26 protein-coding genes are annotated in these 25,524 nt (G+C 70.7%); 17 read left to right on the top strand and 9 right to left on the bottom strand.

What is annotated here, in order from left to right; genetic code table 11:
• Positions 1-25: 25 nt before the first annotated feature.
• From ACWCQS_RS01550 to ACWCQS_RS01535, 4 genes are all read right to left on the bottom strand, one after another.
• Positions 26-1,300: a glycosyltransferase gene (locus ACWCQS_RS01550; RefSeq protein WP_451002597.1), complete on the bottom strand. Its 1,275-nt coding sequence runs from the start codon at positions 1,298-1,300 to the stop codon at positions 26-28.
• Between the two features lie 52 nt (positions 1,301-1,352).
• The gene (locus tag ACWCQS_RS01545) at positions 1,353-1,658 is read right to left on the bottom strand and encodes a tetratricopeptide repeat protein (RefSeq protein WP_451002596.1); all 306 of its coding nucleotides are present in this window, start codon (positions 1,656-1,658) and stop codon (positions 1,353-1,355) included.
• Between the two features lie 349 nt (positions 1,659-2,007).
• Positions 2,008-2,430, bottom strand: a complete 423-nt coding sequence (locus ACWCQS_RS01540; RefSeq protein ID WP_451002595.1) for an SCO4983 family protein — start codon at positions 2,428-2,430, stop codon at positions 2,008-2,010.
• A 111-nt stretch (positions 2,431-2,541) separates the two neighbouring features.
• The gene (locus ACWCQS_RS01535; RefSeq protein ID WP_388620199.1) at positions 2,542-3,753 is read right to left on the bottom strand and encodes a pyridoxal phosphate-dependent aminotransferase; all 1,212 of its coding nucleotides are present in this window, start codon (positions 3,751-3,753) and stop codon (positions 2,542-2,544) included.
• Positions 3,754-3,970: 217 nt separating this feature from the next.
• On the opposite strand from ACWCQS_RS01535, the gene ACWCQS_RS01530 reads away from it, so the two are divergent.
• The gene (locus tag ACWCQS_RS01530) at positions 3,971-4,789 is read left to right on the top strand and encodes a hypothetical protein (RefSeq protein ID WP_451002594.1); all 819 of its coding nucleotides are present in this window, start codon (positions 3,971-3,973) and stop codon (positions 4,787-4,789) included.
• A 202-nt stretch (positions 4,790-4,991) separates the two neighbouring features.
• Positions 4,992-5,825: a trypsin-like serine peptidase gene (locus tag ACWCQS_RS01525; RefSeq protein ID WP_451002593.1), complete on the top strand. Its 834-nt coding sequence runs from the start codon at positions 4,992-4,994 to the stop codon at positions 5,823-5,825.
• Between the two features lie 3 nt (positions 5,826-5,828).
• On the opposite strand, the gene ACWCQS_RS01520 is transcribed toward ACWCQS_RS01525, so the two are convergent.
• Both ACWCQS_RS01520 and ACWCQS_RS01515 read right to left on the bottom strand, forming a co-directional pair.
• Positions 5,829-7,439, bottom strand: a complete 1,611-nt coding sequence (locus ACWCQS_RS01520) for an N-acyl-D-amino-acid deacylase family protein (RefSeq protein WP_451002592.1) — start codon at positions 7,437-7,439, stop codon at positions 5,829-5,831.
• Positions 7,440-7,459: 20 nt separating this feature from the next.
• Positions 7,460-8,734, bottom strand: a complete 1,275-nt coding sequence (locus ACWCQS_RS01515; RefSeq protein ID WP_451002591.1) for an amino acid deaminase — start codon at positions 8,732-8,734, stop codon at positions 7,460-7,462.
• A gap of 160 nt (positions 8,735-8,894) precedes the next feature.
• On the opposite strand from ACWCQS_RS01515, the gene ACWCQS_RS01510 reads away from it, so the two are divergent.
• From ACWCQS_RS01510 to ACWCQS_RS01490, 5 genes are all read left to right on the top strand, one after another.
• A complete protein-coding gene (locus tag ACWCQS_RS01510; protein ID WP_451002590.1) occupies positions 8,895-9,926 on the top strand; it encodes a sugar kinase in 1,032 nt (343 codons plus the stop codon).
• The gene (locus ACWCQS_RS01505) at positions 9,923-10,696 is read left to right on the top strand and encodes an IclR family transcriptional regulator (RefSeq protein WP_451002589.1); all 774 of its coding nucleotides are present in this window, start codon (positions 9,923-9,925) and stop codon (positions 10,694-10,696) included. Before ACWCQS_RS01510 ends, ACWCQS_RS01505 begins: the two co-directional genes overlap by 4 nt.
• Before the next feature lie 22 nt (positions 10,697-10,718).
• Complete coding sequence (locus tag ACWCQS_RS01500) at positions 10,719-11,129, top strand: RidA family protein (protein ID WP_451002588.1); 411 nt, start codon at positions 10,719-10,721, stop codon at positions 11,127-11,129.
• A 122-nt stretch (positions 11,130-11,251) separates the two neighbouring features.
• A complete protein-coding gene (locus tag ACWCQS_RS01495; RefSeq protein ID WP_451002587.1) occupies positions 11,252-12,730 on the top strand; it encodes a GntP family permease in 1,479 nt (492 codons plus the stop codon).
• A 73-nt stretch (positions 12,731-12,803) separates the two neighbouring features.
• Positions 12,804-13,382, top strand: coding sequence for a hypothetical protein (locus ACWCQS_RS01490; protein WP_451002586.1), 579 nt, complete (start codon positions 12,804-12,806; stop codon positions 13,380-13,382).
• Here the strand turns inward: ACWCQS_RS01490 and ACWCQS_RS01485 are convergent.
• Together ACWCQS_RS01485 and ACWCQS_RS01480 are read right to left on the bottom strand one after the other, a co-directional pair.
• The gene (locus ACWCQS_RS01485; RefSeq protein WP_451002585.1) at positions 13,300-13,545 is read right to left on the bottom strand and encodes a DUF397 domain-containing protein; all 246 of its coding nucleotides are present in this window, start codon (positions 13,543-13,545) and stop codon (positions 13,300-13,302) included. The two genes, ACWCQS_RS01490 and ACWCQS_RS01485, sit on opposite strands and share 83 nt — an antisense overlap.
• 8 nt (positions 13,546-13,553) lie before the next feature.
• Complete coding sequence (locus ACWCQS_RS01480) at positions 13,554-14,405, bottom strand: helix-turn-helix domain-containing protein (protein WP_451002584.1); 852 nt, start codon at positions 14,403-14,405, stop codon at positions 13,554-13,556.
• Positions 14,406-14,612: 207 nt separating this feature from the next.
• Between ACWCQS_RS01480 and ACWCQS_RS01475 the strand changes: the two genes are divergently transcribed.
• Complete coding sequence (locus ACWCQS_RS01475) at positions 14,613-15,023, top strand: ATP-binding protein (RefSeq protein ID WP_451002583.1); 411 nt, start codon at positions 14,613-14,615, stop codon at positions 15,021-15,023.
• 167 nt (positions 15,024-15,190) lie between these two features.
• On the opposite strand, the gene ACWCQS_RS01470 is transcribed toward ACWCQS_RS01475, so the two are convergent.
• Positions 15,191-16,912 carry a chitinase gene (locus ACWCQS_RS01470; RefSeq protein ID WP_451002582.1) on the bottom strand — a complete coding sequence of 574 codons (1,722 nt, stop codon included), beginning with the start codon at positions 16,910-16,912 and terminating at the stop codon, positions 15,191-15,193.
• 310 nt (positions 16,913-17,222) lie between these two features.
• On the opposite strand from ACWCQS_RS01470, the gene ACWCQS_RS01465 reads away from it, so the two are divergent.
• From ACWCQS_RS01465 to ACWCQS_RS01425, 9 genes are all read left to right on the top strand, one after another.
• A complete protein-coding gene (locus tag ACWCQS_RS01465) occupies positions 17,223-18,104 on the top strand; it encodes a hypothetical protein (RefSeq protein ID WP_451002581.1) in 882 nt (293 codons plus the stop codon).
• Between the two features lie 58 nt (positions 18,105-18,162).
• Positions 18,163-18,870 (top strand): Flp pilus assembly protein CpaB, encoded by a 708-nt coding sequence (cpaB, locus tag ACWCQS_RS01460; RefSeq protein ID WP_451002580.1) that lies wholly within the window; start codon positions 18,163-18,165, stop codon positions 18,868-18,870.
• A gap of 12 nt (positions 18,871-18,882) precedes the next feature.
• Positions 18,883-20,124 carry an AAA family ATPase gene (locus ACWCQS_RS01455; protein ID WP_451002579.1) on the top strand — a complete coding sequence of 414 codons (1,242 nt, stop codon included), beginning with the start codon at positions 18,883-18,885 and terminating at the stop codon, positions 20,122-20,124.
• Between the two features lie 7 nt (positions 20,125-20,131).
• Positions 20,132-20,512 carry a TadE/TadG family type IV pilus assembly protein gene (locus tag ACWCQS_RS01450; protein WP_451002578.1) on the top strand — a complete coding sequence of 127 codons (381 nt, stop codon included), beginning with the start codon at positions 20,132-20,134 and terminating at the stop codon, positions 20,510-20,512.
• A 1-nt stretch (position 20,513) separates the two neighbouring features.
• Positions 20,514-20,858 (top strand): TadE/TadG family type IV pilus assembly protein, encoded by a 345-nt coding sequence (locus ACWCQS_RS01445; protein WP_451002577.1) that lies wholly within the window; start codon positions 20,514-20,516, stop codon positions 20,856-20,858.
• A gap of 16 nt (positions 20,859-20,874) precedes the next feature.
• The gene (locus tag ACWCQS_RS01440) at positions 20,875-22,212 is read left to right on the top strand and encodes a CpaF family protein (protein ID WP_451002576.1); all 1,338 of its coding nucleotides are present in this window, start codon (positions 20,875-20,877) and stop codon (positions 22,210-22,212) included.
• A 7-nt stretch (positions 22,213-22,219) separates the two neighbouring features.
• Positions 22,220-23,164 carry a type II secretion system F family protein gene (locus ACWCQS_RS01435; protein ID WP_451002575.1) on the top strand — a complete coding sequence of 315 codons (945 nt, stop codon included), beginning with the start codon at positions 22,220-22,222 and terminating at the stop codon, positions 23,162-23,164.
• Between the two features lie 19 nt (positions 23,165-23,183).
• Entirely contained in the window at positions 23,184-24,071 is an 888-nt protein-coding gene (locus ACWCQS_RS01430) for a DUF5936 domain-containing protein (RefSeq protein ID WP_451003004.1), read from the top strand.
• 79 nt (positions 24,072-24,150) lie between these two features.
• On the top strand, positions 24,151-25,515 hold the full coding sequence (locus ACWCQS_RS01425) for a sensor histidine kinase (protein ID WP_451003003.1): 1,365 nt from the start codon (positions 24,151-24,153) through the stop codon (positions 25,513-25,515).
• Positions 25,516-25,524: the final 9 nt, after the last annotated feature.

Below are 25,524 nucleotides of genomic sequence, written 5' to 3'. Positions count from 1 at the left end.
CAGACCACTCGAATGCCGGGGCGGCCTAGACGAGGAGCTTTCCGCCGCATCGCGGGGCGCCGTCCTTCATCGCGATGAGGTTCGCGACCACGTACGAGATGTCGTTCTGGGAGTGCCACTCGCTCGGGAAGTAGGTGACCAGCCGCGACGACTGGAACCGGGCCTCCAGGTCCGGCACGAAGGTGCGGTACTGGTCGTCCGTGTAGTACCAGAACGAGTTCTCGTTGTAGTAGGCGACGCGCGTCGGGTCCTGGTAGGCGCCGCGGCCGTCGGCGCTGGGCGTCATGGTGAGGAGCATGCCGCCGGGCGCCAGCAGCCGGTACAGCTCGTTGATCAGCGGCACCTTCGCCGGCACGTACTCGAGGAAGTCCACCGCCCGCATCAGGCCGACGGAGCCGTCGGGCAGGTCCAGCTTCCCTGGCAGGGTCGCGACGATGTCGACACCGTCTCCCGGCCGCTGGTCCACTCCGACGTAGCCCGGCGGTTTGCGGTGGGCCGCGCCGAGGTCCAACGCGATCAGTCCGCGCCGGTAGGTCCATGCGAGGGCGTTGGCCTCGATGTACTTGTCGTACAGAGCGACCGTCTCGCGTTGGATGTGCGCGTTGATCTCCGGGTCGCTCTGGGTGTTCCCGGGGTGAACCCGCTGGAGGTAGAGGCATTTGTTGATGTGGTGGAAGTCGCCGAGGTGGAAGAGGCGGCACATCAGGTCCTGGTCGTCCAGAACCGTGTGCTTGGCGTCGTACCCGCCGGCCTTCTCGTAGCTCTCCTTGCGGAACGCCCGCACGTGGTTGGGTGCGTACCAGATGTAGGCGACGTTGTGCGGCGTCGGCGCGAGGGAGATGACCTGCAGCAGCTTGCGGCCGTCGACTTCCACATCCTCGTACTGCCAGCCGAACGTCTCGTCGAAACGGCTCTCGTCCCGCCCCCCGTCCTCGGTGATCTGCGCCGTGTTGCTGTAGACGAAGACAGCGTCGGGATTTTCGTCGAACGCCTTGCCGAGCTCCGCCAGGCACGACTTCGCCATCAGGTCGTCGTGGTCGAGTTCCACGAGGATCTCGCCGCGCGCCAGTTCACAGGCCTTGCGCTTGGCAGCCCCTACGCCCTTCACGCCGTCCGCGATCTCGACGCGGACGCGGTCGTCGGGCCGCTCCGGGCGCCACCGGGCGCCGTTGTTGAGCAGGACGATCCACTCCCAGTCCGAACAGGTCTGTGCCTGCAGGGTTGCCAGGCACTCATCGAGGAAACGGGGCCGGTGGCTGGGGGTGAAGACGGAGAACCTCGGTGTCGCGGTCGGCGTCATCTGTTGCTCCCTGCTTGGCTCGATGTCGGTGAGAGGGCTGAGGAATCCGGAATCATCGGAATTCCGCCGGCACTTGGGAACGCAGTGAGGGATCGGCAGCGATTGCACGGCGGAACTCGTCCGCGGCGTCCTTGGTACGGTGCTGCCGCGCTCGGATTCGTCCGAGGCGCAGATGTGCCGTGCCCGCCTTGGGTTTGCCGGCAATGGCACGCTTCAGGAGTTCGCCGGCCTGGTCGGGGTCGCTCGACTCCAACAGAAGCGCCTCGTTGAAGAGAGCCGACGTGAGCATCGGGTCGATCTTCAGGGCCTTGTCATGGTCCGCACGGGCACTGGCCGTCCTGCCGGCCTCGTTCGCCATGACTGACGGGGCCTTGGAATCCGGGGGCGCTGCCGAGTATGCATGAATGGCCCACGTTGTCACTCCGGTGGCAACTGCCGCCGCAGTGAAGAGCCCCACCGACAATTGCCTACGTTTCACCTTGTCATATCTCGTGGAAAAGTGAGGGACGATGGGATGTCGGAGTCCGAACCACCGTCATTTCCACCGACGTTACGAGGCAGTGGTGGTGCGGCCGCCCTTTGGCGGCCACTTGGGGTGTGCAGTCCACCCGAATGTACGCGTCGCGCGCACGAAAAAATGGCGCCCGGTCCGCGCGTCGCTGCGGGTGCACGCGGACCGGGGCCGTCGAGGGATCCCGGGGGAGGGATCAGTGGGCCGCGCTGAGTTCCTTCGGGTCGCCCAGTGCGGCGGTGTGCGCGTCCATGCGTTCGGCGGACAGGATCGCCGCCGCCGTATCGGCGCGGGAGGCCGCGACGACGAGGGCGCGACCGGCGAGGGTGTGGGCCCGCTCGTGCAGGGCCGCCGGCCGGGCCTCGGGTGCGGTGCCGGTTGCGCGGGCCGGCGTTCGTCCGCTCCGCAGCCGGGCCACCTGCTCGGCGAGACGTTCGGCCGCCTGGTCCAGGTCGGCGGAGGGCGCGAGCGCCCGCAACTCGTCCGTGACGGCGAGCAGGGCCGCGAGGTGGCCGGCGAGCTGGATGTCCAGCTCCTCCTCGCGCGACCGGTGGGGGAAGTCGGAGGCGGTGCCGGCCATCGTGCTGTGGACCGACTTGGTGCGGATCGGTTCGTACATGGCGATGGCCTCCTGTGCGCTGACAGGAAGCCATCCTAGCTTGGATTTCGTCTAAAGTTGAGCCGTGTCACGGAATGGAGTCCGTCGGCTACGGCCGGCTGTGCCCGTCGGCTACGGCTGGCCGTAGCCGTCCAGGAAGTTCCCGATCCGGGTGACCGCGTCCCGGAGGTCGCCGACCGACGGCAGGGTCACCACCCGGAAGTGGTCCGGCTCGGGCCAGTTGAAGCCCGTGCCCTGGACGACCATGATCTTCTCCTGGCGCAGCAGGTCCAGGACCATCTGCCGGTCGTCCTTGATCTTGAAGACCTGGGGGTCGAGGCGCGGGAACAGATACAGCGCGCCCTTGGGGCGGACGCAGCTCACGCCCGGGATCTGCGTCAGCAGCTCGTAGGCCGTGTCCACCTGCTCCTTCAGCCGCCCGCCCGGCAGCACCAGGTCCTTGATCGACTGGCGTCCGCTGAGCGCGGCGACCACCCCGTGCTGCCCCGGCATGTTGGCGCACAGCCGCATGTTCGCCAGGATCGTCAGGCCCTCGATGTAGGAGTCGGCGTGGGCGCGGGGGCCGGAGATCGCCATCCAGCCGACCCGGTAGCCGGCCACCCGGTACGCCTTCGACATGCCGTTGAAGGTGAGGGTGAGCAGGTCGGGGGCGATCTTCGCGGTGGGGGTGTGCGTGGCGCCGTCGTAGAGGATCTTGTCGTAGATCTCGTCGGAGCAGACCAGCAGGTTGTGCCGGCGGGCGATGTCGGTCAGGCCCTTCAGCATCGCCTCGTCGTACACCGCGCCCGTGGGGTTGTTGGGGTTGATGATGACGATGGCCTTGGTGCGGTCGGTGACCTTGCGCTCGACGTCGGCGAGGTCGGGCATCCAGTCGGACTGCTCGTCGCAGCGGTAGTGCACGGCCGTGCCGCCGGAGAGGGACACCGCCGCCGTCCACAGCGGGTAGTCCGGGGCCGGTACGAGGACCTCGTCGCCGTCGTCGAGGAGCCCCTGCATCGCCATCACGATCAGCTCGGATACGCCGTTGCCGATGAAGACGTGCTCGACGTCCGTCTCGATGCCGATGGTCTGGTTGTGCATGACGACGGCCCGGCGGGCGGCCAGCAGGCCCTTGGCGTCGCCGTAGCCGTGGGCCGTCGAGACGTTGCGGAGGATGTCCTCCAGGATCTCCGGCGGGCACTCGAAGCCGAAGGCGGCCGGGTTGCCGGTGTTGAGCTTGAGGATGCGGTGTCCCGCCGCCTCAAGCCGCATGGCCTCCTCGAGAACCGGGCCCCGGATCTCGTAACAGACGTTGGCGAGCTTGGTCGACTGGATCACCTGCATGTCGTGAGCTTACGGCGCGCCCACCCCTCTTGAGTCGTGTTTTCCGCCACGTGAGACACGGCGATTTGCCCGGATATCGCCGATGGCTGTCTCAGGAGCCACTTGCGTCCCTAGAATGCGGTGCCGCTCCGCCGGGCCGGGCCGGTACGGCGGGGACGTCAGGGGGGCGGGCCCGAGCGGGTGGCTTGTGTGTACGGCGAGGCTGAGTGGGGCGGGGATGCGCGGAGAGACGGGGACGGACGGCAGACGCGGACCGGGTGGGGCCCACCAGGTACCGCCGAACGGATACGGCACCGAGCCGGGGCGGGCGGCCCCGCCGGACGCCGATCCCGCGCAGGTGACCGCGCAGCTGCCGGACGCCGGTCACGCGCCGTCGGTCTCGCCGAACGTGTACCTCCCCAGGGCGGTCTCCGCTCCGGCGTACGACGAGTACACGGACCCGGCCGCCGCCCACGGCTGGACGAGCGCCTATGACGAGACCCGCGAGCTGCCCCCACTGGCCGAGCCGACCGGGGCCGTCGAGCCGACCGGGCCGGTCGTGGTGACCGAGCCGCCCGGCCGGTCCCGGCCGGGCGAGGGGCGGGCCGCGCGGCGGCGCGCCGAGCGGCGCACGGGCGGCCGCCGCCGGGTCGTGGCCGTCGCCGGGGCGCTGGGAGTGGCCGGCGCGGTCGCGGTGATCGCCGCCATGGCGGGCGGCTCGGATTCCCCCGCCTCGGACGGTCCGGCCGGCGGCAAGCCATCCGTCGTCGGCGACTCCGCCACCGCGAGCCCCTCCGCGGACGCCGGCTCCTCGGCCGGGGCCACCCCGACGGCCGGTGACAGCTCGGCCCCGGCGTCCCGCTCGTCCGCCGCCCCGGCCGCGGGCGCGTCCCAGGGGAAGGCGAGCACCGGCCCCGCCACCTCGGCCCCCGTCACGGCGTTTGCGACCTCCGGTGCTTCCGAGCCCACCGCGACCACGGCCGACCCGGCCCCCTCCACCTCCGGCTTCCCCAGCGGCCGGGGCCACGGCCACGGCAACACCAAACGCCCCCACTGACGGGTGGACGCGCCTTCGTGCGTGTCCAGGCGCCCGACGTGCTCGCTTCCGACGAGGACCGCGAGGTGCCCCGCAGAGGGAAACCCCTATGACCTGAGCCGCCTTCTTGTTCCCGCACCCCTCCTGCGCTGAGTATGTGCATGACAAACGAAAGGGCGACCGGAGGACTCCGGTCGCCCAAGTCGTCAGAGGGGACCCCCACATGAACATGCCTCTCCTTGCCGCACTCTCCTCCGTGGCCATGGTCGGGCTGGGCGCCACACCCGCGGTCGCCGCGCCGCACACCGCCGTCAAGCCCGCGGTGACCGTCAACTACGCCGGCACCGTCGCGCTCAGCAACTGCTCCGGCTCCGTGATCCGCTTCCCCAACTCAGCCGACAGCGACCCCGCGCTCGTGCTCACGAACGGCCACTGCCTGGAGACCGGCTTCCCGGACCCTGGCCAGGTCATCACCGGCCAGTCCTCCAGCCGCAGCTTCGGCCTGCTGAACGCCTCCGGCAGCAGGGTCGCCACCCTCCGCGCCAACCAGGTCGTCTACTCGACCATGACGGACTCGGACGTCACGATCTACCGGCTGACCACCACGTACGCGCGGATCAAGAGCGCGTACGGGATCAGCCCGCTCACCGTGAACGACACCCACCCCACCGCCGGCACGGCCATCAAGGTCGTCTCCGGGTACTGGAAGCGCACCTACAGCTGCAGCATCGACGGCTTCGTGTACCGGCTGAAGGAGGGCGACTGGACCTGGAAGGACTCGGTCCGCTACACCTCCGCGTGCAACACCATCGGCGGCACCTCGGGCTCCCCGGTGATCGACACCACCACCGGCAAGGTCGTCGCCGTGAACAACACCGGCAACGAGGACGGCGAGACCTGCACGGTGAACAACCCGTGCGAGGTGGACGAGAGCGGCAACGTCACCATCCACCAGGGCATCAACTACGCCGAGGAGACCTACCAGATCCCCGCCTGCTTCACCACGGGCAACAAGCTGGACCTGAGCGCCGCCGGCTGCGTCCTGCCCAAGCCGTAACGGTCACACGGAAGTACGGCGGACCGCCCGGCCCGCGAGCACATCCGTCCGCTTCCCGTCCTCGATGACGAACCTGCCGTTGACCAGGACGTACGGGATGCCGGTCGGCAGCGTGCGGGGCTCGGCGAAGGTCGCGCCGGGCGCCACCGTGTCCGGATCGAACAGCACCAGGTCGGCCCGGTACCCCTCGCGCACCAGCCCCCGGTCCGGCAGCCGCAGCCGGGCCGCGGGCCGGGACGTGAGACGGGCGACGCACTCCTCCAGCGACAGGATCCCCAACTCCCGTACGTAGTGGCCGAGATAGCGCGGGAAGGTGCCGTAGGCGCGCGGGTGCGGCTTGTCGCCCTGCAGAATGCCGTCGGAGCCGCCGGTGTGGGTGCGGTGCCGCATGATCGTGCGGACGTTGTCCTCGTGTCCGACGTGCTGGAGGATCGTCGTACCGAGCCGGTCCCCGACCAGCAGCCGGCGGGCCGTGTCCCACGGGGCTTCGCCGCGCAGCTCGGCCGCCTCCCGGACCGTACGGCCCACCAGGTCGCCGTGCGCCGGGTCGGTGACACCGGAGATCTCGATCGTCTCCCACTCCACGGGCACGCCATGGCAGCCGTCCGAGCCGGTCACCTCCAGGTCGTGCCGGATCCGTGCCGCCGTCGCCGGGTCGGTGAGCCGCGCCAGGATCTCCTCCGGGCCGCCCTCGCTCGCCCAGCTCGGCAGCAGCGCGGCCAGGGTGGTGCAGCCGGGGGTGTAGGGATAGGTGTCGAGGGTGATGTCCGCGCCGGCGTCCAGGGCCCGGTCGAGCAGGGTCAGCAGCTCGGGCGCCCGGCCCTCGTTCACGCCGAAGTTCATCGTCGCGTGGGCCAGATGCAGCGGACACCCGGCCTCCCGGGTCAGGGCGACCATCTCGGCATAGGCCTCCAGGGCACCGGCGCCGTAGGAGCGGTGGTGTGGGCAGTAGTAGCCGCCGTAGGACGCCACCACCCGGCACAGTTCGGTCAGTTCGGCGTCCGGGGCGTACATGCCGGGCGTGTACGTCAGCCCGGAGGACAGCCCGACCGCGCCCTGCTCCATGCCCTCGGCGACCAACTGCCGCATCCGGCCCAGCTCCTCGGGCGTCGCCGCGCGGTCCTCCCAGCCGACGACGAGCGCGCGGACCGTGCCCTGCGGGACGAGATAGGCGGTGTTGACGGCGACCCCGCGATCCAGCCGGTCCAGGTACTCACCGACCGACCGCCAGTCGAAGTCGATGTCGTCGCCGTGCCCGTTCCACCCGGTGATCGCCCGCCGCACCTCCTGGAGCGTGCGGTCGTCGACCGGCGCGTACGACAGCCCGTCCTGCCCGAGGACCTCCAGCGTGACCCCCTGCGCGGCCTTGGCGCTGTGGTCGGGGTCGCGCAGCAGGGCGAGGTCGGAGTGGGCGTGCATGTCGATGAAGCCGGGGGAGAGGACCAGGCCCTCCGCGTCCAGCTCCCGCATGGCGCGCGGGCGCTGGCAGCCGGCCGCGGCGGCCTCCTTGACGATCGACACGATCCGGCCGCCGTCGATCACCACATCGGCCCGGTACGACGGTTCGCCGCTGCCGTCCACGACGTCGACGTCCCGGATGACCAGGTCCTCCATGCCAGGCCTCCTGAGAGTCTCTAGAAGAACGTGCGGATGTAGTCGACGACCGTCCCGTCGGCCTCGGCCACCGGGATCAGCTGCCACTTGTCGAACGACGTGCACGGGTGGGACAGCCCGAGCCCGATCCAGTCGCCGACCTCGACGTCCGCGTCCGGTTCCGTGCGCAGCCAGGCGTGCTGGTCGGACAGGCCGGTCACGGTGATCCCGGTGGCCGGGCGCTCGACACCGTTCCGGCGTACCACCTGGGCGGTGGGCAGGTCCAGGTCGTAGGCCGCGTCGCGCTTGCCCGCGTTGGCGAAGGCCTGCTCCGCGGTCGGCCGGGAGACGACCTGCGCCCACAGCCGGAACGCGGGCTCAAGGGCCCCCTCCTCCGGGACGCGGGTGAACGGGGTGAGCCTGCGGTAGTGCCCGTCGTCGTGCGAGACGTACGCCCCCGAGCGCAGCAGTTTCAGCACGGGGAGGGAGAGCTCGGGGATCTCCTCGAACACCTCGGCCACCGCGTCGAACCAGGCGCTGCCGCCCGCGCTCACCACGATCTCCGCCGCGTCCTTGAGGAGCCCGGCCCCGTCGAGGCCGGCGGCGAGCGCCACCAGCCGCCGCAGATACGCCCGCACCCGCTCCGGGTCGGCCTGCGGCACCTCACCCTCGTAACCGGCGACGCCCACGAGCCGCAGCGTCCGCGTGCGGGCCACGGCATCGGCGACGGTCCGGGCCTCGGCGTCCGTCCGTACGCCGGTCCGCGCGCCGTCGCCGGCGCCCAGCTCGACCACGACGTCCACGGGCCGCGCGGAGCCCTTGAGCGCGGAGTCCATCAGCTCGACGCCGCCCACGGAGTCGACGTAGCAGACGAACCGGAAGTCCGGGTCGGCGGCGAGTTCGGAGGCGATCCACCGCAGCGCCGAGGCGTCGACCAGCTCATTGGCGAGGAAGACCCGTTGGATGCCGAACTCCCGGGCGACCCGCACCTGGTGGGGCACCGCCAGCGTGATGCCCCAGGCGCCGTGCTGGATCTGACGGTGGAAGAGCTGCGGGGCCATGGAGGTCTTGCCGTGCGGGGCGAAGGCGAGGCCGTGCCGGGCGGCGTACGTCTCCATCAGCGCGAGGTTGTGTTCCAGGCGCTCGGCGGACAGGGCGAGCACGGGCGTGGTGAAGCCGTCGGCCTCGGCGAAGAGGTTGCGGCGCTGGGCGGCCAGTTCGCCGACGGTGAGGCCGTCGGCGTCCGGCGGGAGGCCCTTGAAGCGGTGGTCGACGCGTTCCTCGGCCAGCCGGGCGAGCGCTTCGCTGCTGCTCATGGAGCCCCTCTCTGGACTGTTGCACTCTCTGCAACGGTCATTGCACGGATTGCTGAATGGTGTCTAGCATCTCGCCGACATCGGGTCAACGAAACCGTGACCCGGGCATCGGACAGGAGTCATCATCAACGACGCTGCTTACGCCGTGAAGGGTGCGGTCATGGAGGTTGTGGACGTGGTCGCGCTCGGCGAGTCCATGGTCACCTTCCTGCCCGCCCGGCCGGGCCGCCTCGCGGACGTGCCCTCCTTCGACCGTGCGATCGGCGGCGCCGAGTCCAACGTGGCCTGCGTACTGGCCGCCGCCGGGCACAGCGCACGGTGGGTGAGCCGCGTGGGCGCGGACGGGTTCGGGCAGCACCTGGTGGAGCGGATCGCCGGGTACGGCGTCGACGTCTCGGCCGTGTCCCGGGACCCGGCCCGCCCGACGGGCGTCTACTTCCGCACCGCCGGCGACCGGGGAACGGGCGCGCACGAGGTCGCCTACTACCGGGCGGGTTCGGCGGCGTCGGCGATGTCGGTGGCCACCGTGGATCTGGCGGCGGTGCGGGCGGGGCGCGTGCTGCACCTGTCGGGCATCACGGCGGCACTGTCCCAGGAGTGCGGAGCCTTGCTGCGGGCGTTGACGGCTGCCCGCCCGGCGCGCCCGTTGCTGTCCTTCGACGTGAACCACCGTCCGGCCCTGTGGCGGAGCCCCGAGGGGCCGCGCGTGCTGCTCGACCTGGCCCGCCGGGCGGACATCGTCTTCGTCGGCGAGGACGAGGCGGAGCAGGCCTGGGGCATCACCGGCGGGCCGGAGGCGATCCGATCGGCGCTTCCGGAGCCGGGGGTGCTGGTGGTGAAGCGGGGCGAGAGGGGCGCGACGGCGTTCGAACGGTGCCGGCCCACCGCGACCCCGGCCACCTTCGAACCCGCCCTCGACGTGGACGTCGTGGCGACCACGGGCGCCGGAGACGCCTTCGCCGCCGGCTTCCTCTCCGGCACTCTCCGCGACCTCCCCCTGGCGACCCGCCTCCGGCTCGGCCACCTCTTCGCCGCCGCGGCCCTCACCACCCCCGGCGACCTGGCCACACCCCCCGCCCGGGACCACGCCGACCGCCTGACCGCCCTGGACGCCACCGCATGGGGGAGACTTCGACTCGCCCCCGGCTGGACGCAGGCCGAGCGGGCATCGGAGGAGGCGAACACCCCATGAGTCAGACCGTAGACCGCGCCCTGAGCATCCTGCCGCTCCTCGCCGAGGGCCCGGCGGACCTCGGCCAGGTCGCCGACCGGCTGGGCGTGCACAAATCCACGGCCCTCCGCCTCCTGCGCACCCTGCACGAGCACGGCCTGGTCTACCGCCAGTCCGACCAGCGCTACCGCCTCGGCGCCCGCCTCTTCGCGCTCGCCCAGGAGGCGATGGAGAACCTCGACATCCGCGAGATCGCCCACCCCCACCTCGTACGCCTCAACGAGGCCTGCGGGCACACCGTGCACCTCGCCGTGTACGAGGAGGGCGAGGTCCTCTATATCGACAAGGTGGACAGCCGCTACCCGGTCCGCATGTACTCGCGGATCGGCAAGCCCGTCGCCATCACCGTCGCGGCCGTGGCCAAGCTCCTCCTCGCCGACCTGCCCGAACCCGAGCGGCGCGCCCTCGCGGACCAGCTCGAATACCCCCTGTACACGCCCCGTTCGACCCCCAACGCCCCCGCTTTCCTGCGGGAGTTGGAGAAGGTCCGCGAACAGGGCTGGGCCACCGACCTCGGTGGCCACGAGGAGTCCATCAACTGCGTCGCCGCCCCCGTCCGCGGCGCCGACGGCCGCGTGGTCGCCGCGATGTCGGTGTCCGCGCCGAACGTGGTCGTCACCGCCGAGGAACTCCTCACCCTGCTCCCGCAGGTCCGCCGTACCGCGGACGCGATCAGCGGCGAGTACTCCGGAAGAACGCCGGTGTCGGACCCCACGAAGGACCCCGCATGACCGAGACGAAGGACCCCACCGTATGACCGACAAGATCGCCCTGACCCCGAAGACCCACACCACCCCGCCCGCCAAGTTCTCCCACGGCGTGAAGAAGGGCAACATCCTGCAGGTCGCCGGCCAGGTCGGCTTCCTGCCCGCCGAGGAGGGCAGGCCCCCGACGCCGGCCGGTCCCACCCTGCGCGAGCAGACCCTCCAGACCCTCGCCAACGTCAGGGCGATCCTCGAAGAGGGCGGCGCGAGCTGGGACGACGTGATGATGATCCGCGTCTACCTCACCGACGTGGACCACTTCGCCGAGATGAACGAGATCTACAACGCGTACTTCGAGGAGCAGGGCCTCACCCAGCCGCCCGCCGCCCGGACCACGGTCTACGTCGGTCTCCCGGCCGGCCTCCTCGTCGAGATCGACGCGCTCGCCGTACTCGGCTGAGCATCTGACGACCCCTCACCACCCGCACGCCCCTTCACGGTACGGCGGCGCCCACCCCCGGGCCGCCGCACCGCGATCCCCCCTGCCCGAAAGCACAATGCATTTACGAAGAGGACCCCCGTATGTCCTTCCTGCTCGCCGCAACCGCCCCCACCGCCCCACCACCCCACACCGGAGGCCTGCTCCTCCTCGTCGACGGCACGCCCGGCCTCCTCATGGTCGCGGCCCTCGGCCTAGCCCTCCTGCTGTTCCTGATCATCAAGGTCCGGCTGCAGCCCTTCGTGGCCCTCCTGGCCGTCTCCATAGCCGTGGGCCTGCTGGCCGGCCTGTCGGTCACCGAACTCTTCGGCACGGTCCAGCGCTCCGACGCCGTCTCCACCATCGAGTCCGGCATGGGCGGCATCCTCGGCCACGTCGCGATCATCATCGGCCTCGGTACGATGCTCGGCGCGATCCTGGAGGTCAGCGGCGGCGCGGAGGTGCTCGCGGCCCGCCTGCTGGCCCTGTTCGGCGAGCGCCGAGCCCCCCTGGCGATGGGCCTGACGGGCCTGATCTTCGGCATCCCGGTCTTCTTCGACGTGGGCATCTTCGTCCTGGCCCCGCTCGTCTACGCGGCGGCGAAGCGCGGTGGCAAGTCGATCCTGCTCTACTGCCTCCCCCTGCTGGCCGGCCTCTCGATGACCCACGCCTTCCTGCCCCCGCACCCCGGCCCGGTCGCCGCCGCGGGCCTCCTCCACGTCCAGCTCGGCTGGATCATCCTCATGGGCATCGTCTGCGGCATCCCGGCCGTACTGGCCGCCTGGGCGTACTCCGCCTGGATCGGCAAGCGGATCTTCGTCGCCGTACCGCAGGACATGGTCGAGGCGGCGGAGGAGGCGAAGCGGGCGGTCGTGGCCGAACAGCGCGCCCAGGGCATGGCACCCCAGGAGCGTCCGGTGCCGCTCGCCACGGTCCTGGCCATCATCGGCACACCGCTGATCCTGATCCTCGCGGCCACCTTCTCCTCGATCGCCCTGGACCCGTCCCCCACCCGCTCGGTCCTGGAGTTCTTCGGCAGCCCGTTCGTGGCCCTGACGCTGGCGCTCCTCCTCGCGTACTACTTGCTGGGCCTGCGCCGGGGCTGGTCCCGCAAGTCCCTGGAAACGGTGTCCACTTCCTCGCTGAAGCCGGTCGGCAACATCCTGCTGGTCGTCGGCGCGGGCGGGATCTTCGGCGCCGTACTGAAGGCCAGCGGTGTGGCCCAGGCCCTGTCGGACACCTTCCACGGCGTGGGCCTGCCGGTGATCCTGCTGTCCTACCTGATCTCACTGGTCCTGCGGGTGGCCCAGGGCTCGGCGACGGTGGCGATCGTGACGACGGCGGGCATCGTGGCGCCCCTGCTCTCCGAGGGCCACCACTCCCAGCCCTTCGTGGCCCTTGTCATCATGGCCATCTCGGCCGGCTCCATCTTCGCCTCGCACGTCAACGACGGCGGCTTCTGGATGGTGGCCAAGTACTTCGGCATCAGCGAACGGGACACGCTGCGCACCTGGACGGTTCTGGAGTCGGTGCTGTCGGTGGCGGGGTTCGCGGTGGCGGCGGTGGTGAGTGTGTTCGTGTGAACGTGACGTGAGTGAAACCGGGGATGGGCGGGCTGACTGGTTCCGGCACAGGGAAGTCGTCCATACTGCCGCCGTGGAGCAGCGCATAGGAGCGAGCAGCAAGCCGTCCGAGGCCGAGCCGTTGAAGGCCGAGCCCGTGACGGGCGCCGGTTTCGACCCGGCGTTCATCCCCGGAATCACGGTCCCGGCACCGGCGAATTCCGACGAACCGGAGCCGCAGGACGCGGAGGTGAAGGCGGAGCCGGCAGAGCCGGAGGACTCCAGGGCGCCGGAGGCGACCGAGGGGACCTCGCAGTCCGGGGACGACGAAGGCGCGGACGAAGGCGTGGACGAGGACGGTCCGGTCGACGGCCCGGTCTTCGAGGCCTCCGACCGCCGGGCGAAGATCGTGGCCGACCGCAAGGGCGTCCGCCTCCGCCTGGACGAGGAGGCCTGCGAGTTCCGCTGGGACGAGATCGCGGCGGTCGAGACGGAGACCCCCCGCTTCGGCAAGCGCTACACGATCACCGTCCACACCCCGGACCGCCGCTGGTACCCGATCGAGATCGAGGCGACGACGAAGTCCCGGTTCAAGGAGTGGGACGAGCAGCTGGACGCGGTGCTGGACGCGTACTTCGAGGACGACGAGGAGTCCCCTTCAGGGAGTCGATGAAGGGGGCGAAGGCGGCGGCCGGGAAGGTGAGGGTGGCTCGGGCCGGGGTCTTGGAGTCGCGGATGGCTATGTGGGTGTCGTCGAGGTCGGCGACTTCCACGCATGCGTTGCCTTCGCCGCCGCCGGAGTAGGACGACTTCCGCCATACGGAGGGGGTGGTCATGGTGCGCCTCACAGCTCCTTGGCCAGCTGGTGGATGAAGTCACGAGAACGCTCGGGTCCGAGTGACACTGCTTCTACCCTACGGAAGAGCGTTCGAAAGCGACCGAGTTGGGCTTCGGCATCGATGAAGAGCGTGCCGTGGGGGCTGTCGCGTACCACTGTGTCCAGCTGGGGGACGGGGCCACCCGCGTACACCATGGCGCTACCGGCGCCGGCGAAGGAGTCCAGTTCGAACGGAATCACGCGCACGGTGACGTGAGCCGCATCGGACAGTTCCAGGAGCCGCGAGAGCTGTGCCCGGGTCGCGGCGCGGTCACCGACCCTGATGCGCAGAGCTGCTTCGTGGACCAGGGTCTCGTACGGGATCGGGTCGGGCCGCTCGATGACGACCCTTCGCCTCATGCGGTGTTCTACCCAGCGGTCCAGCTCGCCTTCCGGGAATTCGGGGTTGACGTACGAGAAGAGGGCGCGTGCGTACTCCTCGGTCTGAAGAAGGCCGGGAACGTGCAGGAAGTCCACGTCCCACCGGTAGTTTGCATGGTGCTCCAGCTCGGAGAGATCCAGGAACGAGCTGGGCAGTGAACCCCGGTACTCCTCCCACCAGCCACACGTCCGATCGGTGGCCATGGCCACCAGCGCTTCGATCAACTCCGCGTCCGCGCAGGCATAGTGCGCGGCGAGTCGGCGTACGCGTTCCTCGCTGACGCCTGCTGTGCCGAACTCGATCTGACTCACCTGAGCCGAGTCCGTACCGAGCAGCGCCGCGGCTTCACGCCCCTTGAGTCCGGCGGCCTCGCGTAGTTTCCGCAGTTCGGCACCCAGACGGGCCTGACGTGCGGTGACTTCCTTCCTGCGCGCCATGTCTTCCTCCCCGCGGCCACCTTGCCTGGGACACCACCTCGTTCGAGGGGCAGATTACGGCAACGACTTGCACGGTCCCAAATTATGGCCCTACCGTCGGTCACGTAGCGCACACACAGCGGAAGCGCGCCGCTCCGTCCTGCCATGGCGGCTGCGGCAATGCCACCGCGCGCGAAGTCCCCACTCACCGACTGGAGTCGATGACGCATGCCCGAAAACGAGACCTGGGACTACACGCTCTACATCCCGAACGACCTCAGAGCCGTGACCGTCTGCCGTCGCACCCTGCGCCTGATCCTGACCCTGCACGGTCTGATCGGCCTGGTGGACACCGCGGAGCTGCTGGCGGCAGAGCTGGTCTCGAACGCCGTACGCCACACGAAGGGACCGGCCGCGCTCAGGGTCCGCCGAACCCCGCAGGGCACCGTGTGGATCGGGGCGTGGGACAGCGACCCCGCGCCACCGGATCCGCCGCGCCCGCTGGAGCAGGTGGCGGAACTGGAGGACGGACGCGGGCTGGGCCTGGTGAAGGCGTGTGCGGAGTACTGGGGGTGGCAGCCGACGGCAAGGTTCGGAGACCGGGGGAAGTACGTGTGGTGTGAGTTGGGGGCCGCGTGACGGGTAGGCGCCGTCACGCGCGCGGGATGTCCCGGGCGGCCGCCTCGCGCTCTCATGATCGCCGCTCCGGTCCCTCTCCGGGTCGCGGATTTGCCACCCGCGTCCCCGGCGTGCGGCGACGCCCGGGCCGCCGAGGGCCCGGGCGCCGTCACTGGGCGAAACTCGCGTCACGGCAGCGCGTGCACATGCGCCCCCACCGCGTTCGACCAGGCGTTCCCCGCCGACGCGTCCCAGTTCGTCGACCAGGTCATCGCGCCCCGCAGGTCGGGGTAGGTCCTGGACGGCTTGAAGGTGCCGCAGTTGGTGCCGGCCGTCAGGCAGTCCAGGGCGTTGTTCACCACCGTGGGGGACACATAACCGCTGCCCGCCGCGCTGGTCGAGGCCGGGAGGCCGAGGCCCACCTGGGACGGGGCCAGGCCGCCCTGGAGTTGGATGCAGGCAAGGGCGGTGAGGAAGTCCACCGAGCCCTGGCTGTAGACCTTGCCGTCGCAGCCCAGCATGGAACCGCTGTTGTAGTACTGCATGTTGACGACCGTGAGGATGTCCTTCACGTTCAGGGCCGTCTGGAAGTAGGCGTTCGACGTCGACTGCATGTCGATCGTCTGCGGGGCCATCGTGATGATCAGCGACGAGCCGGCCTTCGCGGACAGGGCGCGGAGCGCCTGGGTCATGTACGTGGCGTTGAGGCCGTTCTCCAGGTCGATGTCCACGCCGTCGAAGCCGTACGTCTGCATGAGGGAGTAGACGGAGTTCGCGAAGTTCGTCGCCGACGTGGAATCGTTGATCGACACCGTGCCGTTCTGTCCGCCGATCGAGATGATGACCTTCTTGCCGGCCGCCTGCTTGGCCTTGATGTCCGCCTTGAACTGGTCCACCGTGTAGCCGCCCAGGCCGGACGAGTCCAGATTGAAGGTCACGGCACCCGGCGTGGACGTCGCGTCCGCGAAGGCCACCGCGATGATGTCGTACGAGGACGGGACGTCCGACAGCTTCTGGACCGTCGCGCCGTTGTTGAAGTTCTGCCAGTAGCCGGTCACCGCGTGCTTGGGCAGGGAGCCACCGCCACCGCCGCTGCCGCCGGAGGCCGTCGTGCCCGTCACCGACGCCGACTTGGCCGACTCGCCCGCCGCGTTCGTCGCCGTCACCTGGAAGGTGTACGACGTGGCGGCGGCCAGTCCGGTCACGGTCGCCGACGTGCCCGTCACCGCCGTCACCTTCGTGCCGTCGCGGTAGACGCTGTAGCCCGTCGCGCCCGAGACCGGGGACCAGGACAGCGAGACGGAGGAGGATGTCGTACCGGAGACCGTCACGCCGGTGGGAGCCGCCGGGACCGTCGGGGTCGGATCGCCGCCTCCGCCGCCGTCGGGGCCGTAGACCGAGACGTCGTCGGCGTAGTAGGCCGCCTGGCCGTACCAGCCGTGCGTGTAGACCGTGACCGAGGTCGTCGACGCGCCGGTGGTGAAGGTCGTGGACAGCTGTTTCCAGGCCGTCGTGTCCGGGGTCCATGTGGACACGTCCGTCGTGCCCGTGCCCGTCACGCCCAGGAAGGAGTAGCCGCCCTGGACCCACGCACTGAGCGTGTACGTCGAGTTGGGCTTGACCGCGACCGTCTGGGTGCACTGGGCGTCGTCCTGGCCGGCCGGGGTCGCCTTCAGCGCGGAGGAGCCGGAGTGCACCGGGGAGGAGATGGTGGTGCCGCTGCCGGCCGTGCACGTCCAGTCGGTCAGGCCCGACTCGAAGCCGGCGTTCTTGACGTTGTTCACGTCCGCTGCGGAGGCCGGGGCCGCGGCCGCGGTGAGGCCCGCCACGGAGAGGGCCAGGGCCGTGGCGGCGGACCACAGGGTGATTCGCCGTCCGCGGGGTCTGGGTATGCCTAGTGCATGGTCCACTGGGGCCTCCGGTGGGGAAGTGGGGTCGGAGAAGAGGGAGCCTCGGCGAAGAGGGGAGGGGGGAGATGTGGTCGCCGCCGTCGGGGATACAAGTTGGTCCAGACCAATCAGGGTGTCAAGAGGTCCAGACCAGATCGGCTTCCGGATCGACGCTCAAGCTGTCCGGATTTGGCGGGAGTTGTGACCCGAAAGTTCCACGCGGGCTTCACAAACGCTGTTCTCCGGTCATACGGCCGTGGATACAGTGCTCAGGTAGTCACGCAGTGAAGTCGTCCCGGCGTAAGGGAGTTACCTCCGTGGGCCGGCGGAAGTGAAGAGCGGGGAGCTGCGCGTGCCAACTGCCATTGCCGTGACCAGTGCCGACATGGCACTGCCGGCGCAGGACGAACGGACCATGCCACCCGTCGTGCTCGGCGGCCTCGACCAGCGGCCCCTGGAGCACGCGCTCACCGAACTCCACACCCTGACCGAGCAGTACGGATATGTGGTCGTCGTCTGCTCGGCGGCCACCCCCGAGCCCGTCGTACGACGGCTGCACACCCTGCGCTCACTGCTGGAGAGCGATCGCATCGCCCTCTTCCGGCCGGAGCTGCCCCCGCTGGGCATCGCCGTGCTCGCCCGGCAGCTCCGGCAGCTCGCCTCCTGCGATCTGAGCCCGGGCGTGCTCGCCTCAGCCGGCCGGCTGCTCACCCACTACATCCACGCCGGGGCCGTGCTCGGCTCGGTCGCCAAACTGGACCGGGTGCCGGTCGGGCTCAAGGCGCACGCCAAGTCCTGGGTGCCCGGCAGCCAGTTCGCCGTGCTCGCGCATCCGGAGCCCCAGCTCGTGCGCATCGGGCCCGGTGCCACGCTCAAGGGGCCCGAGTTCAACACCTGGATGCTCGTCGCCAAGGGACAGACGCAGGGTGACTGGGTCGCCGGGCTCGCGGGGCAGTGGAGCGTGCACGGGCTGCGCGAGGTGCCGCTGCCCGCCGAGTCCCCGGTGTGGTGGGGGACCGGCCGCATGACCGAGTTCTGCAGCTACCTCGCCGATCTGTCCGTTCTCTACCAACTGGTCACGTCGGTACGGCAGACCGCCTGTCACTGGTGCGGACTGGACGTCATCGGCGACCGCTGTGTCTTCTGCTCCGCCACCCCGCCCGCCTACGAACCCGCCGCGCCCCGCGCCCTGGAACAGCGCACGCCCGCCTGACCCGCCCTGTACGTCCCCAGTCCGCTCGACCGATTCCCCCAATGAGGTTGCACGGTTCATGAACTCCCGTCAGCGCCGCGGCGTGATACTCCTGATCCTGTCGGTCCTGTGCGCTCTCGGCGCGTTCGCCGGCGTGCTCTCCGTCGTCCACGACGTCGATTCCAAGGTCGGACCGGAGGTCACCGCCTACCGGGTGCGCTCCGATGTGAAGCCGTACACCACTCTGGGCGTGGATCAGTTCGAGAAGATCGAGATGCCCAAGCGGTGGCTGTCGGACAACGCGGTCACGGATCTGCGGCAGATCCAGGGCAAGATCGCGGTCACCACCCTGCGCAAGGGCTCCCTGCTCCAGACCGACATGGTCGTCGACCAGCCCGCTCTCCAGCCCGGACAGCAGGAGGTCGCCATCATGATCGACGCGGCCACCGGAGTGGCGGGGAAGATCACCCCCGGATCGCACGTCAACGTGTACGCCACCTTCGCCGGAAAGAAGGAAGGCGACCCGGACCAGTCGAAGATCATCGTCACCGACGCCCGGGTCCTCGACGTCGGCCAGATCACCGCCCTCGACCCGGACCAGAGCAAGAACCAGCAGCAGCCCAGCGAGGCCGTCCCCATCACCTTCGCGCTGTCCACCCTCGACGCCCAGCGCATCACCTACGCCGAGTCCTTCGCCCAGCGCGTCCGGCTCGCGCTGGTGGCCCCCGGCAGCGAGACCAGCGTCCCGGACAAGGACCGCACCTACGAACTCGCGACGGACAAGTGAGAGGCGGCCCGCATGCCTACCAGGATCCTCCCGGCGGGAGCCGACCCGGACGCCGTACGCTCCCTGACCACCCTGCTCAGCCAGCTCCCCGACGCCGAACCCCAGCCACCGGTCGGTGACTCCACCCAGCTCGTCGACACCCTCGCCCGGCTCGCCGCCGAGTCCGTGGACGAACTCCCGGAAGTCGTCGTCGTGCACGAGCGGATCGGCCCGGTACCGGCCCTGGAGCTGATCCGCGAGGTCGCGCTCCGCTTCCCCGCCGTCGGCGTCATCCTCGTCACCACCGACGCGGGCCCCGGCCTGTTCTCCGCCGCCATGGACTCCGGCGCCCGCGGCCTGGTCGCGCTCCCGCTGTCGTACGAGGAACTCGCCAGCCGGGTCCAGGCCGTCGCCCAGTGGTCGACGGGGGTACGGCGTCACCTCGGCCACGGCGCCTCCGATGTGCTGGGCGGGGTCGGCGGCACGGTCGTCACGGTCAGCGGCGCGAAGGGGGGAGTCGGGGCGACGCTCGCGGCCATTCAGCTCGCCCTCGCCGCGCAGGCCTCCGGGCGGGCGACGGCCCTGGTCGACCTGGATCTGCAGACCGGGGACCTCGCCTCCTACCTGGACATCCAGTTCCGCCGGTCCGTGGCCGACCTCGCCGCCATCACCGACATCTCGCCCCGCGTCCTCGCCGACGCGGTCTTCCGCCACGACACCGGGCTCGCCCTGCTCCTCGCGCCCGGCGAGGGCGAACGCGGCGAGGACGTCACCGACCGCGCCGCCCGCCAGATCGTCAGCGCCCTGCGCTCCCGCTACGAGGTGGTCGTCGTCGACTGCGGCGCCCAGTTGAGCGGGGCCGGTGCGGCGGTGGTGGAGATGGCCGACATCGCGCTGCTGGTCACCACCCCGGACGTCATCGCCGTCCGCGCCGCCAAGCGGACCGTACGGATGTGGGACCGGCTGCAGATCCGCAAGGCCGAGGAGACGACGGTGGTCGTCAACCGGCACACGCGCAGTACGGAGATCCAGCCCGCGCTGGTGCAGCGGATCACCGGAACCGCGCTGGCGCGTACGGCGATTCCCGCCAACTTCAAGGAACTTCAGGCCGTTGTGGATGCCGGCCGGGTCCATGAGCTCGACAGCAGGAGCACGGTGAAGCAGGCGCTGTGGGGGCTCGCGGGAGAGCTGGGGCTGGTGCGGGCGGCCGAGGGAGCCGCGGGCCATCGGGGGAGCGGGCGTGGTCCGGGTGGATTCCGGCGGCGGAAGGAGTGAGTGCTCCATGAGGAGGCCGGGTGGGGATCGGGGGCAGGTCAGTATCGAGTTCCTCGGGATGACGCCGCTGATCGTCCTGACGTTGGTGCTCGTGTGGCAGGCCGTGCTGGTGGGGTACACCTTCACGCTTGCCGGGAATGCTGCCGATGAGGCGGTGCGGGCGGGGACGGCCGCGGCGCCGGGGGGCGCCAGGGATGCGGCGTGCTCGGCGGCGGGGCTCAGGCACCTGTCGGCGGCGTGGAGGGGGAGCGCGAAAGTGTCCTGTGGCGGGAGCGGCTATGTGACGGCCGACGTCGAACTGCACGTCCCCGTCCTCTTCCCCGGTCTGATCGACTTCCCGGCCACGGTGACCGGCCACGCCGGCGCCGTCGAGGAGGTGAAGCACTGAGATGCCGTACCGCCGTGGACGCGACCGGGGCCAGGTGGCCATCGAGTACCTCGGGTTCGTTCCCGTGCTGCTGCTCGTCGGGCTGGCCGGCATCCAGATCGGCGCCGTCGCCTACGCCGCCGAGCAGGCCGGTACGGCGGCCCGGGCGGGGGCGCGGGCGGCGTCCCTCCAGCAGTCGTACGCACAAGCCTGCGCGGACGCCGTGAGCAGTGGGATCTCCGTGACCTGCTCACCCGGCCCCGGAGGCGACGGCTCGGTGACCGTCATCGCCAAGGTGAGGATCCCGAAGGTCATCTGGGACTTCGGCTACGCCACCAAGTCCGCCACCATGCCGCTCGACCACTAAGCGAGGAGGTGCCGACATGAGCCTGCGCGCACGCATCAGCACTCCGGAGGAGCACGCCAGCCGGGGCGAGGACGGGCATCTGGTCGCCTCCTACCGGGCCAAGCTGCTGGAGGAGATCGACCTCGCGGAGATGAGTTCGCTCGCGGCGGCCGAGCGCCGGGCGCGCCTCGAACGGGTGCTCGGGCACATCATCAGCCGCGAGGGCCCGGTGCTGTCGACGGTCGAGCGCTCACAGCTGATCCGCCGGGTGGTGGACGAGGCGCTGGGCCTCGGCATCCTGGAGCCCCTCCTCGAAGACGCGTCGATCACCGAGATCATGGTGAACGGCCCCGACGCGATCTTCGTCGAACGAGGCGGCCGCGTCGAGCAGTTGCCCTTGCGGTTCGTCTCCGCCGACCAGCTGATGCAGACCATCGAGCGGATCGTGTCCACCGTCAACCGGCGGGTGGACGAGTCGAACCCGATGGTGGACGCCCGCCTGCCCTCCGGCGAGCGCGTCAACGTGATCATCCCGCCGCTGTCGCTGACCGGCCCGATCCTCACCATCCGCCGCTTCCCGCGCTCCTTCACCCTCCAGGAGCTGATCTCCTTCGGCTCGCTGGACGAGCACATGGTGTATCTGCTGGCCGGGCTGGTGCAGGCGAAGTTCAACATCATCGTCTCCGGCGCCACGGGTACGGGAAAGACGACCTTGCTGAACGCGCTGTCGGGCCTGATCCCGTCCCACGAGCGCATCATCACCATCGAGGACTCCGCCGAACTCCAGCTCCAGCAGACCCATGTGGTCCGGCTGGAGTCACGGCCGCCGAACGTCGAGGGCCAGGGCCAGGTCACCATCCGCGACCTGGTCCGCAACTCCCTCCGGATGCGCCCGGACCGGATCGTGGTCGGTGAGGTCCGCGGCGGCGAGTCCCTCGACATGCTCCAGGCGATGTCGACGGGCCACGACGGATCGCTGGCGACCGTGCACGCGAACAGCGCGGAGGACGCGCTCACCCGGCTGCAGACCCTCGCCTCCATGTCCGACGTCGAGGTCCCCTTCGTAGCCCTGCACGACCAGATCAACAGCGCGGTCGACGTCATCGTCCAGCTCACCCGGTTCACCGACGGCGCCCGCCGGATCACCGAGATCGCGCTGCTCGACAGCCACGGCGGGGAGCCGTACCGGATCGCGACCGTGGCCCGGTTCGACGCCCAGCCCATGACCCCCGACGGGCGCGTGTACGGCAGCTTCCAGTACTTCCCCCTGCCCCGCCGTACCGCCGACCGCCTCTACATGGCGAGCCAGCCCGTCCCGCAGGCCTTCGGAGTCGCCCACTCCGTGGACCAGCTCGCCACCCGAGAAGCCAGGTAGGCCACCCATGGAACTCCACACCCTCGTCCAGCTCACCACCGGAGTGACGCTGCTGACCTGCGTCCTGGCGGTGGCCGGCGTACACACCTACGCCTCGGGCCGGGCCCAGCGCGCGGCCCTCGTGGACCGGCTCACCCACACCGGCCCGGTCCCGGCGACCGGCCGCAGGCGCCGCTTCCGCGACCTGGACCGGCGACTGCGCCGCACCCGCCTCGGCCGCTGGCTGGAGGTGCGCCTGGCGGCGACCGGACTGGACGTCACCCCGGGCGAGTTCTTCGTCTACATGCTCGCCACGGTCGCCGCGCTCTGGCTGATCGGCCAGGCCACCCTGGCCCCCTTCTTCGGTCCCCTCGCCGGCCTCCTCGGCATCTGGGCGGCGGTGCAGTTCCTCAACTGGCAACGGCAGAAACGCATCGAGCGCTTCATCAACCAACTCCCCGAACTCGCCCGCATCCTGGCCAACGCCACCCAGGCGGGCCTCGCCCTGCGCACCGCGATCGGCATGGCCGCGGAGGAGCTGGAGGCCCCGGCCGGCGAGGAACTGGCCAAGGTCTCCGACCAGTTGGCCATCGGCCAGTCCCTCGACGACGCGCTCGGCGAACTGGCGGACCGGCTGCCGTCCCGGGAGCTGGTCGTCCTCGTCACGACCCTGGTCCTGTCCAACCGGGCGGGCGGTCAGGTGGTGTCCGCCCTGCGGAACCTCACCGAGACCCTGGAGGAACGCAAGGAGACCCGGCGTGAGATCCGCACCCAGCTCTCCCAGGTGACCATGACGTCGTACGCCGTCCCCGTCCTCGGCGTCGGTGCGCTGTTCTTGATGAACGGCGTGAAGGACGGCGCGCTGGCCCGCATGACCGGCTCACCGGTCGGCCAGGCCTGCGTGCTGATCGCCTTCGCGATGTACGCCGTCGGATTCGTCCTCATCCGGCGCCTGAGCCGGATCGACGTGTGAGGGGAGGGTCGGCCCGATGGTGGGATTCCTGCTCGCCCTGCTGATGGGGCTCGGCGTCTGGGGCGCCTTCGCCGGCCTCCGGATGTACCGCGCGGACGCGAAACTCCCCGGCGACCTGGCGGTGGCCCTGGAGGTCGGCGCCACCCGCACCGGCGCGGTGGGCTCGGTCATCGACCGGATGGGCATGCGCTACGCCCCCGCCGTGCTGCGCCTGATGGGCCCGCGCCTGGTGGCCAAGTACCGCCGCAAGATCGACCTCGCGGGCAACCCCGGCGGCCTGACCATCGACCGCTACGCGGCCCGCCGCGCGGTGTACGGCGCGCTGGGCGGGATCGGCTGCCTGGTGTTCCTGCTGCGCGGCCAGTGGTTCGTGGCCGTACTGCTGCTGCTCTTCGGCGCGTTCTGGACGGAGGTGGGCATCTGGTCGGCGATCCGGGTCCGCAGGGACGTCATCGAGCGCACGCTGCCGGACTTCCTGGACGTGCTGGCCGTGGTGGTCAGCGCGGGGCTGGGCTTCCGCCAGGCTCTCGACCGGGTGGCGTCGCGGTACGAGGGCCCCTGGGCGGACGAACTGCGCATCACCCTGCGCCAGATGGACCTCGGCATGAGCCGCCGCCAGGCCTTCGCGGAGCTGAGGAGGAGGAACGACTCGGAACAGGTGGCGATGTTCGTGACGGCACTGCAGCAGGGGGAGGAACTGGGCGCCCCCATCGTGGACACGCTGGTCTCCCTCGCCAAGGACATGCGCCGCACCGACGCGCAGAACGCCCGCCGCAAGGCCGCCCGCGCGGTGCCCAAGGCCACGCTGATGATCACCACGTTCATGGTCCCGGCCACGATGCTGCTGCTGGGCGCCGGCCTGATCCTCGGCTCCGGCGTGGACTTCGGCTCGCTCACGGGGAAGTGAGGCGGACGTGACGGTGGCGGGGCTGATGGGGCGCGGGGGAGGGGTGTCTTCCGGGGCCGGCGGCCGGGTGCGCGCGGTCATGGGCTGGTTCGTACGCCGCCGGCGGTCGACCGCCCATGCGGATCCCGGCACCGCCGAACCCTCGGAGAAGATCCAGATCCGTGCGCTGCAGGCCATGTGCCGGCAGGTCTTCGGCTTCCGTCTGGCCATGATCGCCCTGGCCGCGCCCGCCGCGCTGCTCCACGCGGCCCCCGGCCTGGGCGCCCGCCTGGTCGGCGCGGCCGTGGTGGTCACCTTCATGGTGTCGTACGTCCTCTTCCGCGACTGGGAACGCTTCGGCCCGCTCCTCCTGCGCCACCCCAGCCTCCTCGCCGCCGACACCCTCTTCGGCTCGTTCCTCCTGGTCTCGGCGGGCCCGGACACCACCCTCGCCTATGTCAGCGTCTGCACCCCGCTCCTGGCCGGCCTGGTCTACAGCTGGCGGGGCGCGGCGTGCTTCGCCTCCCTCCAGTCCCTGATCCTGCTGCTGGTCCACGCCACCCTGAAGGCCGACCGCCACGCCCCGGTGGCCGAGGCCCTCCTGCTCCCCGGCCTGTGCGTGATCTCCGGCGCCATGGGCTCGACCCTGCGCAACCTGATGCTCCGCTTCGGCGCCGCGACCCACGCCCTGACGACGGTCCAGGCGCGCCTCGCGGCGGCGGAGGCCGTGAGCGCGGAACGCGCCCGGCTGGCCCGCGAGATGCACGACTCCGTGGCCAAGACCCTGTACGGCGTGGCCCTCGCGGCGGACGGCCTGGCGGCCACCGCCTCCGCCGACGCACCCGACCCCGACCGCATCCGGCAACAGGCGGACCTGGTGTCCCGCTCGGCCCGCAGGGCGGCGGCGGAGTCGCGGGAACTGCTGACGGACCTGCGCCGACAGCAGCCGGATCCGCTGGGTGAGACCGAGACGACGGTGTGGCGCGAACTGACCTCCGTGGCCCGGAGCTTCACGACCCGCACGGGCCTGCGGGTGACCTGCCGCTGGCCGAACGACCCCGCCGGCGCTCCGGACCTGCCCACACTGCCCGCCCCCTTGTCCCGTCACCTTCTCTCCATCGCCACGGAGGCGCTGGAGAACGCGTACCGCCACGCCTCCGCGACCCAGGTGGAGGTGGCAGCGGCGGTGCACGGCGACCTGCTGCGCCTGACGATCCACGACGACGGCCGGGGCCTCCCGCCCGGCACCACACTCGACCGGCTCCGCGACTCGGGCCACTTCGGGCTGCTCGGCATGGTGGAGCGGGCCGCGCAGATGGGCGCGAGGATCCGCATCGGCAGGGGCGACCACGAACGGGGCACGGAGGTGCGGGTGGAGCTTCCCGTGTCTTCCCTGTCTTCCGTGTCTTCCATGTCCTGCGTGCCGTCCATGAACGGCTCCGACCCCGCATCCCGGGAAGCCTGAGAGGAGGCG

This window comes from Streptomyces sp. NPDC002076 (assembly GCF_053593835.1).
The sequence above is the reverse complement of the archived record's forward strand: the minus strand, read 5'-3'. Positions and strand labels throughout refer to the sequence as shown.

Coding starts and splice junctions, on each gene's coding strand:
- ACWCQS_RS01480 (WP_451002584.1), bottom strand. CDS start 14,405: ATGGCGCGCAGGAAGGAAGTCACCGCACGTCAGGCCCGTCTGGGTGCC.
- ACWCQS_RS01450 (WP_451002578.1), top strand. CDS start 20,132: ATGAGGAGGCCGGGTGGGGATCGGGGGCAGGTCAGTATCGAGTTCCTC.
- ACWCQS_RS01500 (WP_451002588.1), top strand. CDS start 10,719: ATGACCGACAAGATCGCCCTGACCCCGAAGACCCACACCACCCCGCCC.
- ACWCQS_RS01495 (WP_451002587.1), top strand. CDS start 11,252: ATGTCCTTCCTGCTCGCCGCAACCGCCCCCACCGCCCCACCACCCCAC.
- ACWCQS_RS01425 (WP_451003003.1), top strand. CDS start 24,151: ATGGGCTGGTTCGTACGCCGCCGGCGGTCGACCGCCCATGCGGATCCC.
- ACWCQS_RS01515 (WP_451002591.1), bottom strand. CDS start 8,734: ATGAGCAGCAGCGAAGCGCTCGCCCGGCTGGCCGAGGAACGCGTCGAC.
- ACWCQS_RS01505 (WP_451002589.1), top strand. CDS start 9,923: ATGAGTCAGACCGTAGACCGCGCCCTGAGCATCCTGCCGCTCCTCGCC.
- ACWCQS_RS01445 (WP_451002577.1), top strand. CDS start 20,514: ATGCCGTACCGCCGTGGACGCGACCGGGGCCAGGTGGCCATCGAGTAC.
- ACWCQS_RS01535 (WP_388620199.1), bottom strand. CDS start 3,753: ATGCAGGTGATCCAGTCGACCAAGCTCGCCAACGTCTGTTACGAGATC.
- ACWCQS_RS01530 (WP_451002594.1), top strand. CDS start 3,971: ATGCGCGGAGAGACGGGGACGGACGGCAGACGCGGACCGGGTGGGGCC.
- ACWCQS_RS01545 (WP_451002596.1), bottom strand. CDS start 1,658: ATGGCGAACGAGGCCGGCAGGACGGCCAGTGCCCGTGCGGACCATGAC.
- ACWCQS_RS01485 (WP_451002585.1), bottom strand. CDS start 13,545: ATGACCACCCCCTCCGTATGGCGGAAGTCGTCCTACTCCGGCGGCGGC.
- cpaB (WP_451002580.1), top strand. CDS start 18,163: ATGAACTCCCGTCAGCGCCGCGGCGTGATACTCCTGATCCTGTCGGTC.
- ACWCQS_RS01550 (WP_451002597.1), bottom strand. CDS start 1,300: ATGACGCCGACCGCGACACCGAGGTTCTCCGTCTTCACCCCCAGCCAC.
- ACWCQS_RS01455 (WP_451002579.1), top strand. CDS start 18,883: ATGCCTACCAGGATCCTCCCGGCGGGAGCCGACCCGGACGCCGTACGC.
- ACWCQS_RS01525 (WP_451002593.1), top strand. CDS start 4,992: ATGAACATGCCTCTCCTTGCCGCACTCTCCTCCGTGGCCATGGTCGGG.
- ACWCQS_RS01540 (WP_451002595.1), bottom strand. CDS start 2,430: ATGTACGAACCGATCCGCACCAAGTCGGTCCACAGCACGATGGCCGGC.
- ACWCQS_RS01510 (WP_451002590.1), top strand. CDS start 8,895: ATGGAGGTTGTGGACGTGGTCGCGCTCGGCGAGTCCATGGTCACCTTC.
- ACWCQS_RS01520 (WP_451002592.1), bottom strand. CDS start 7,439: ATGGAGGACCTGGTCATCCGGGACGTCGACGTCGTGGACGGCAGCGGC.
- ACWCQS_RS01440 (WP_451002576.1), top strand. CDS start 20,875: ATGAGCCTGCGCGCACGCATCAGCACTCCGGAGGAGCACGCCAGCCGG.
- ACWCQS_RS01435 (WP_451002575.1), top strand. CDS start 22,220: ATGGAACTCCACACCCTCGTCCAGCTCACCACCGGAGTGACGCTGCTG.
- ACWCQS_RS01475 (WP_451002583.1), top strand. CDS start 14,613: ATGCCCGAAAACGAGACCTGGGACTACACGCTCTACATCCCGAACGAC.